The organism is Maricaulis sp. (assembly GCF_048270265.1).
Classification (GTDB): domain Bacteria; phylum Pseudomonadota; class Alphaproteobacteria; order Caulobacterales; family Maricaulaceae; genus Maricaulis.
Window position 1 is genome coordinate 23,702 of the sequence record NZ_JBLWTD010000028.1, and the last position, 8,321, is coordinate 32,022.

The window sequence follows — 8,321 nt, forward strand, 5'->3', positions numbered from 1 at the left end:
ATCTGCATCCTGAAGCCTTCCCGTCACTGGACGTCATGCTCGCGACGGTCAGCCTGCAGGCCCGGGCGGTGAGAGCGACCCGGACATCAAATCAGTCCGGCCCGCTCCCCAACCCGTTCACAGCTGATCAGCCTAACCGCAGATTTTCGCCTTGGCGGCGGCATATTCCGCGATCAGCTGTTCGACATAATCGCCGGCCGACTGCACGGCCTTGATCGAGCCGATACCCTGGCCGGAGCCCCAGATATCCTTCCAGGCCTTGGCATCGGAGCCGCCGCCGGACCCGAAATTCATCGCTGACGGATCGCTTTCGGGCAGATTGTCCGGGTCGAGCCCGGCCGCCTTGATCGAGGCCTTGAGGTAGTTGCCGTGAACGCCGGTGAAGAGGTTGGTGTAGACAATATCCTCGGCGCTGCCCTCGACAATGCCCTGCTTGTAGGCCTGGTCGGCGCGTGCTTCGGCGGTCGCGATGAAGGCCGAGCCGATATAGGCATAGTCGGCACCCATGGCCTGGGCGGCGAGCACGCCACCACCGGTCGAGATCGCGCCGGAACACAGGATCGGGCCGTCAAACCAGGCGCGGGTCTCGGCCACGAAGCCGAAGGGCGACAAGGCCCCGGCATGGCCGCCGGCACCGGCGGAGACGCAGATCAGTCCGGTTGCGCCCTTTTCGATCGCCTTGTGGGCAAAGCGCTGGTTGATCACGTCATGCAGGGTGATCCCGCCCCAGCCCTGCACGGCCTGGTTCACTTCCGCCTGGGCACCCAGCGAGGTGATGACAACCGGCACCTTGTATTTCTCGCACAGCGCCATGTCTTCCTGCAGGCGGCCATTGGAGCGATGGACGATCTGGTTGCAGGCAAAGGGCGCGGCCGGCTTGTCCGGATTGGCGCGGTTATAGCTGTCCAGTTCCGAAGTGATCTGGTCGAGCCATTCATCGAGCTGGCTGATCGGGCGCGCATTGAGCGAGGGGAAGGATCCGACGATCCCGGCCTTGCACTGGGCAATCACCAGATCGGGATTGGAGATGATGAAAAGCGGTGCGCCAATCACGGGCAGGCGCAGTCTGCCCTTCAGGATGTCCGGTTCAGCCATGATGTAGTCCCTTGTATCTCGACATTTATCGACCGGTTCCGCCCGGCTCGTTGAAGTCGGCCGCAGGCGTGAACGTTGTTCAGCGCGAGACTAGGGGCGGGCGCGGGACGTGTCGAGTGAGGTTTGTAGCTGAGTCAATCGCCATCTCTGGCCATGGCAAACTGCCCGCGGGGATCCATGCGACCATGCAGGATGCGAACGACTTCGATGCCATCGCTCAAGGCGCGGTAGAAGGCGCAATACGCCAGGATCGCCCGGCGTGCATTCTGGCCAGGAAGGCCTCGATATCAAACGGCTCGGCCCGGCCGCTGGCCTCACCTTCGTCGATCGCCTGTCGAAGCGCCTGACGGCGCCGCTCCTCGGCTTCCAGCAGTTGCAGACCAGCGCGCACGACTTCGCTTGCAGAGGCGTAGTGACCCTGCTCGACGCGCCGCTCGATAAAATTGGCCCAATGCTCGCTGAGAGTGATGCTGATAGCCTTGGTCATGAGTGCCTCGCGGGAGGCGCTGATTTTAACAAAATCGCGCTGCTTGGCCAAGCACACACCTACCCCACCGCCTGCCCGTCCGGCGGCGCATCGGCATGGGCCCACATGTAGAGCGCCAGCCAGGAGCGCCAGGGCTTGAAGCGCTCGGCCGTGCGCACCGTCTTGCGGCGCTTTGAGGTCAGCCGCTCGAGCGTCTTGCGGGCGGCGACATCGCCATCGGGCCAGATATCGGGCTCGCCGAAATAGAACATGTTCATCATGTCCGCCGTCCACTGACCGACGCCCCAGATCGCCGTCAGCCGCGCCGTGCGCTCGGGCACCGATAGGGCGCGCAGCTCGTCAGTGTCGAGCCCGACATTCCTGTGGGTATCAGCGATGGTGATGATGGTTTTTGTCTTGGCGCCCGACAGGCCGCAGGCGCGCAGGGCATCGGTGTTCTCCGGCACGAAATGGTCGAGCAGCGGCCGGCCTTCCGCGCTCGCCTCAACCCGGTTCCAGATGCTCTGGGCTGCCTTGACCGAGATCTGCTGACCGGAGATGGCGCGGCACAGATAATGCGGAAAGGGTTGGCTGTCGCGGCGCGGGAATTCCAGCGGGCCGAGCCGGATCAATGCCGCCTCAAGCTCGGGCGAGAGCCCGGCGGCAGCGTCGACAAGGTGACGGTGAACGGCGTGATGTGTCATGGGCGTCACGCTAGCCTGCCCGCTACAGCCGTGAAAGCCCGGTGACGCGTTTGTCGCATGGCCGGGCCCTGAGCTGCATGCTAACCGGCGAACATGCTGACCATGTTGCGCCAGGGCCGAACATTGTGCGCGCAGGGGATTCTCGTCCTTGCGCTGCTGGCGGCCGGCATCCAGGCCAGCCTGCCCCAGGGCTATATGCTCGACCGCGATGCCGCCTCGGGCGGGGTCTCGGTCGTCTTCTGTACCGGACATGGTGCCGAGCAGCGCTGGCTCGATCTGGCCACCGGCGAAGTCCGCGAGGGCGGCGCCCCGGCACCGGCCGACAGCGGCCGGGACCAGCCTTGCGCCTTTGCGATGGCCTCTGCCGCCGTCGGCCCGTTGCCGCACGTCCCCGCCTTTCTCCCGCCGGCCCCGGCAAGCGCCGACAACATGGTGCTGGCCGACGCCGCCCTGCCCGCCGGCCATCGCCGCAACAACCCGCCGGTACGGGCCCCGCCTGCTTCGCTCTGACAGCCAGAACCATTTCCAATGACCGTCAGACGGCGGCCCGCCCGGGCCGCCACGGAGCTATTCATGTCTTCCATTCTCCTGCATTCCGCGAGCGCGCTCGCCCTGTCCTGCCTGACCGCCATGCCGGCGCTCGCCCAGGACGCCTCTCCCCTCACCGATATCATCACCGTTTCGGGCCAGCAGCTCGACACCGAACGCCTCGACCGGCTCGACCCGGCCACCCTGCCGCCGTCCGGACCGGATGCGGCAGCCCTGATTGCCCGCCTGCCCGGCGCTGCGGTGGTCGGCAATGGCGTATTGTCGAGCCAGGTCCAGTATCGCGGCCTGTCCGGCGGGCGCATCAATCTGCGCATTGATGGCCAGAACTTTGCGTCCGGCGGCCCCAATCTCATGGACCCGCCGCTGCATTATGCGCCGATTGCCCTGATCGAGCGGATCGAGGTCGACCGCAGCGTCAGCCCGGTGCGCAGTGGCCCCGGCCTCGCCGGCGGCGTGAATGCGGTCTTCAAACAGGTCGGGTTCGGCGAGACGGATCAATGGCAGACCCGGTATGACCTGACCCTGGCCGGCCGGACCGCCGACGACAGCAGCTCGGTCGGCGGCGTGGTCGGGATGGCCAATGACCAGTTCCGTATCCAGCTGCTCGGCTCCAGCGAGTCCGGCGATGATATCAGCTGGCCCGGCGGCACGATCGGCGGCTCAGCCCATGAACGCCTCGTCTATGGCGCCGGACTGGGTTTTCGCACCGGCGTGCATGAGTTCAGTCTCGACCTGCGGCGCCAGGAAACCGGCGCAACCGGCAATCCGCCCTTCGCCATGGATATCCGCTATTTCGACACCGATTTTGCCCGCATCGGCTATCGCGGGGACTGGGATGGTGTGAACGTCACGGCGCATCTCGCCTTTGCCGATGTCGCGCATGCCATGAATAATTTCGATCTCCGTCCGGCACCGATGATGGCCGCGATGTATCGCGAATCCCTGGCCACGGCGCGAACCGTGTCTGGCGGCGGCGATGCGGTATTTTCGGCGCTGGGCGGCTCGCTCCGTCTCGGATTCGGCGGCGAACAGGCCGAACACGACCTCGCCATCACCAATCCGAACAATGCCGATTTCGTGCTCAACTCCCTGTCCGATATCACCATCGAGCGCACCGGCGCCTTCGCCGAATGGACCGGTGCCGTTGCCGGCTGGGAGAGTGAACTGGGCCTGCGCGCTGACCGGCACAGGGCCGAAGCCGGCCCGGCCTCGGTCGGCTCGGCTGTTCCCGCCATGCCGGGCATGCTGGCCATGGCCTTCAATGCCACCGACCGGCGCCTGGACGACACCACGCTCGACGCGGTTGCGCGCCTCTGGCGGCCGGTGAATGACACCACGACACTGCGCCTCACCTTCGCCCGCAAGACCCGTGCGCCCGGCTATGTCGAGCGCTTCGCCTGGCTGCCGACCGAAGCCTCGGGCGGGCTCGCCGACGGCAATACCTATGTCGGCAATTCCGACCTGACGCCGGAAACCGCCTGGATCGCCGAGGCCGGTCTGGACTGGTCGTCGGCCACGGCCTATGCCCGGCCAACCCTCTTCTATCGCTCGGTCGATGATTTCATCCAGGGCGTGCCCTATGACGCCACACCGGGGGTGATCGATACGCCCGTCGAGATGGTCTCGAGCATGAATGGTGATCCGACACCCTTGCGCTTTGCCAATACCGATGCGCGCCTCTATGGCCTCGACATGGACTTCGGTGTCGAACTCAGTGCGGCCTGGCATCTCGACGGTACCGCTTCCTGGGTGCGCGGCGAGCGGCGCGATATTGACGACAATCTCTACCGCACCGCACCGTCCAGCCTGCGGCTCGGCCTGACCCGCGAAGCGGCGGCCTGGTCGGCAACGCTGGAAACCCTGGCGGTGGCGCGGCAGGACCGTGTCTCGGCGGCCAATTCGGAGGCGGAAACGCCCGGCTATGTGCTGGTCAATCTCTATGGCAGCTGGACGCTTCGCGAAGGCGTCAGCCTGGCAGCCGGGGTCGAGAACCTGTTCGATCACAGCTACCGCCAGCATCTGGCGGGCTATAACCGCAATGCGGGATCCGATGTGGGGCTCGGCGAACGCCTGCCCGGCACCGGCCGCTCACTGGGGCTGCGCCTGACGCTCAGGGGCTGATCCGGGACAGCGCGCAGGGCGGGCCGCCGGCACCAATATGCTGGCGGCCCGCCATGCCGTTCACGGCCAGGATTCCGGTCTCAAACGGCCGGCTCGGGCACCGCGTGTGTGTCCGCCCGCGCCCCTATCAACCGATGAGTGTGGCGACGGCCACGGACGCACGCCCTGCGCGAGACGTGTGGTTAATGCCGCCTACGGGTGTTTTCCGGAACGATTATAATAGATTAAGGGAAAGAACCGACCCGGAGCTATGCATTCCGTTAACCAAAAGGCGTGCCTACTCCGGCTCAATTGCCCATCAAGGGTTTAGTCGGGGGACGCGCATCATGAAATCCATATTCAATCAGGGCGGCAGCGGTGCCGGTGCCACGCTCGAAGCACTCGGCCGCTCACAGGCCATCATCGAATTCAAGCCGGACGGGACCATCCTCACGGCGAATGCGAATTTCCTCGACGCCATGGGCTACAGCCTCGCGGAGATCGTTGGCCAGCGCCACAGCCTGTTTGTCGACCCGGCAGAGCGGGAATCCGCGGGTTACCGCCAATTCTGGGCCAACCTGGCGAAGGGTGAGTTCAACGCCGCCGAGTTCCGCCGCATCGGCAAGGATGGCAAGGAAATCTGGATCCAGGCCAGTTACAACCCCGTCCTCGACCGGTCCGGGAAGGTCTGCAAGGTCGTCAAATTCGCCACCGACGTCACCCAGCAAAAGCTCGACGCCGCCCACGCCCGGGGCCAGATCGACGCGATCCACAATTCTCAGGCGGTGATCGAGTTCGAACTCGATGGCACCATTCTGACCGCCAATGAAAACTTCCTGGGTGCGGTCGGCTATTCGCTCGACGAAATCGCCGGCCAGCATCATTCAATCTTTGTCCCGGCCGGGGAGCGGGACAGCGAGGCCTACCGGAAATTCTGGGACGAGCTGCGCGCCGGCCAATTCCAGTCCGCTGAATTCCTGCGTATCGGCAAGGGCGGACGGGAAGTCTGGATCCAGGCGACCTATAATCCGATCCGCGACATGAATGGCAAAATCTACCGCGTCATCAAGTTCGCAACCGACATCACTGCCCAGGTTGAGCTGCGCCAGCAGCGGGCCGCAGCACAAAAGAGCATTGATTCCGACCTCGACGGGATTGCCGCCAGCGTCACCGAGGCCGCGGGCCAGGCGACGACGGTTTCATCAACCTCGGAACAGACCTCCGCCTCGGTCCAGTCCATCGCGGCGGGCATTGAGGAAATGGCCGCATCGGCCAATGAAATCGGCAGCCAGCTGGTACGCGCCACCGAGATCACCCGCAATGCGGTCAACATGGCGACACAAACCAGTGGCGTCATGGGCGGCCTGGCCGAATCCGCAGCGCGGATCAATGAAGTCATCTCGCTGATCAATGATATATCCGAACAGACCAATCTGCTCGCCCTCAACGCCACGATCGAAGCGGCACGCGCCGGCGAAGCGGGCAAGGGGTTTGCTGTTGTCGCGTCGGAAGTGAAAGGCCTGGCCAATCAGACCGCCAAGGCCACGGACGGGATCGCCAGCCAGATCGCTCATGTCCAGAAAGCGACCCAGGATGCGGTCGAGGCGATTGCCTCGATCAGCAAGACAATTTCCGAAATCGACGAGGTGGCCTCCTCGGTCGCCAGCGCTGTCGAGGAACAATCCTGCGTCACCCGGGAGATCTCCGGCAATATGCAGGAGGTCGCCGTCGGCGTCGATCAGATCACATCGGGCATTCGCGAGATCGCCAATGCCAGCCGCAATATCGACGCGGCGACCCGCAATGTGCGCGAGGCCTCGCAAGCGATGGGCTAGAGGCCGGGCCAGGCCCGGCGCCGGAATCATCAGCGCCGGGCGTCAGCCCAGTTTCGCATCGGCAAACAGATTGCGCAGACGTGCGTATTCCAGCAAATCCGCCATCGACAGCACACCGGCAAAGCGCTCGCCATCGACCAGATATATCCGCTGGAGATGATGGCGCTGCATCTGGGCGAAGGCCCGGTCGCCCCTCACATCGGCTGGCAGCAGCTCATTCGCGCCCGGCCTGACCGCGATGGCGGAGAGGCGCGTGTGCGCCCGTGCATCCGGTACCACGGCCTGTGCTTCGGACAGACCGGCGCGGCCGACGAGACGTTCACCCTCCGTGACAGCGAACCAGTCGCGGTGATGACGCACTAGCTTGTCCGCGATGAAATCGGCGACCGTCATGCCGGCATCAGCGGTCTCGATGCCGGGCGTCACCAGATCAAGCGCCCGGACATCGCCCAGCGCGACGCGCGTTTCCAGTTCGACGCGGGATGATTTCGCCGCGCCCCTGAGGAAGAACCCGATCAGCACCCACCAGGCCCCGCCAAGCGAACCGGTGGAGAGCAGCAGGAAAATGCCGGCGACGATGAAGAAGACCGCAAAACCCTCCCCGGCCAGACTGGCCCAGCGGGTCGCGCGGCGGCGATCACCGCTGAACAGCCAGATCAGGGCACGCAGCACACGCCCGCCATCGAGCGGAAAGGCCGGCAACATGTTGAACATCGCCAGCAGAAAATTGATCAGGCCGAGATAGGCCAGCACCATGGCCAGCGGCGCCTGCGCGCCGCCAACGGCCCCGAGCCCGGCGAGCTGGCTGAACACAAGCGCGAGGAACAGGCTCATCAAGGGTCCGGCCAGGGCCATCACCAGTTCGGTCATCGGCGTTTTCGGCTCTTCCTCGAGCTCGGCCGCCCCGCCGAACATGAACAGCGTCACCCGGTTGATCGGCATGCCGAAGGCACGGCCGACAAAGGTATGCGAGAGCTCGTGCGCGATGATGGAGAAGGTCAGCCCGACCACGCCGAGAATCGCCATGAAGACATAGGTCGATGTCTCCAGCCCGGCGGTCTGGTCCGGAAAGAAGCCAACGGCCAGCGACCAGCCGACCAGCAGCGCCAGAAACAGCCAGGACGGCTCGGCGCGAACAATCACGCCGCCGATTTTGAACGAGAAGAGATAGGGGCGCATGGCGTGGGGGACCTTTGTGTGAGGCCCCACAGTGCACCAGTGGGCGACGCGCCTCAAGGGTGGTGGCCGCCGTCGGCGCGATCCAGGGGCGCGGCGCTTCGTCGCCCCGGGTGCGGGTGCCATTCAGAGAGAATCCTTGGTGTTGCGGCGCACGCCCCCCTGCGCCAAGGCTTCGGAGGGCACCTCTTCGCCCACTCGCTTCGGGTGGCTTGCCACCCGAAGCCCGCAGGGCGGACATGAGTAAGCTTACGGTCGAAAGAGAAAGAGCTTGAACTTGCTGTCGAGCGTACGCCCTCCTACGCCAAAGGCTTCGGACGGCACCTCTTCGCCCACTCGCTTCGCTCGTATGCGCGCTGCGGGTGGCTTGCCACCCGAAGCCCGCAGGGCGAAGGG

At 65.1% G+C, this 8,321-nt stretch carries 7 protein-coding genes; 3 read left to right on the top strand and 4 right to left on the bottom strand.

All coding sequences use genetic code 11. The annotated features are described in order from the left end of the window. Positions 1 to 132: 132 nt before the first annotated feature. The 3 genes from ACN0YF_RS12990 to ACN0YF_RS13000 form a co-directional block, all read right to left on the bottom strand. The gene (locus tag ACN0YF_RS12990) at positions 133 to 1,095 is read right to left on the bottom strand and encodes an NAD(P)H-dependent flavin oxidoreductase (RefSeq protein WP_417494706.1); all 963 of its coding nucleotides are present in this window, start codon (positions 1,093 to 1,095) and stop codon (positions 133 to 135) included. Between the two features lie 217 nt (positions 1,096 to 1,312). Next, on the bottom strand, positions 1,313 to 1,633 hold the full coding sequence (locus ACN0YF_RS12995) for a type II toxin-antitoxin system ParD family antitoxin (RefSeq protein ID WP_417494707.1): 321 nt from the start codon (positions 1,631 to 1,633) through the stop codon (positions 1,313 to 1,315). An 8-nt stretch (positions 1,634 to 1,641) separates the two neighbouring features. Continuing rightward, entirely contained in the window at positions 1,642 to 2,265 is a 624-nt protein-coding gene (locus ACN0YF_RS13000) for a DNA-3-methyladenine glycosylase family protein (RefSeq protein ID WP_417480875.1), read from the bottom strand. 93 nt (positions 2,266 to 2,358) lie between these two features. On the opposite strand from ACN0YF_RS13000, the gene ACN0YF_RS13005 reads away from it, so the two are divergent. The 3 genes from ACN0YF_RS13005 (at position 2,359) to ACN0YF_RS13015 (ending at position 6,749) form a co-directional block, all read left to right on the top strand. Further along, positions 2,359 to 2,775, top strand: a complete 417-nt coding sequence (locus tag ACN0YF_RS13005; RefSeq protein ID WP_417494708.1) for a hypothetical protein — start codon at positions 2,359 to 2,361, stop codon at positions 2,773 to 2,775. 63 nt (positions 2,776 to 2,838) lie between these two features. Beyond that, positions 2,839 to 4,935: a TonB-dependent receptor plug domain-containing protein gene (locus ACN0YF_RS13010; protein WP_417494709.1), complete on the top strand. Its 2,097-nt coding sequence runs from the start codon at positions 2,839 to 2,841 to the stop codon at positions 4,933 to 4,935. Between the two features lie 326 nt (positions 4,936 to 5,261). After that, on the top strand, positions 5,262 to 6,749 hold the full coding sequence (locus ACN0YF_RS13015) for a methyl-accepting chemotaxis protein (RefSeq protein WP_417494710.1): 1,488 nt from the start codon (positions 5,262 to 5,264) through the stop codon (positions 6,747 to 6,749). Positions 6,750 to 6,791: 42 nt separating this feature from the next. Here ACN0YF_RS13015 and ACN0YF_RS13020 read toward each other — a convergent pair whose 3' ends face one another. Further along, positions 6,792 to 7,928, bottom strand: a complete 1,137-nt coding sequence (locus tag ACN0YF_RS13020; protein WP_417494711.1) for a site-2 protease family protein — start codon at positions 7,926 to 7,928, stop codon at positions 6,792 to 6,794. Positions 7,929 to 8,321 lie beyond the last annotated feature (393 nt).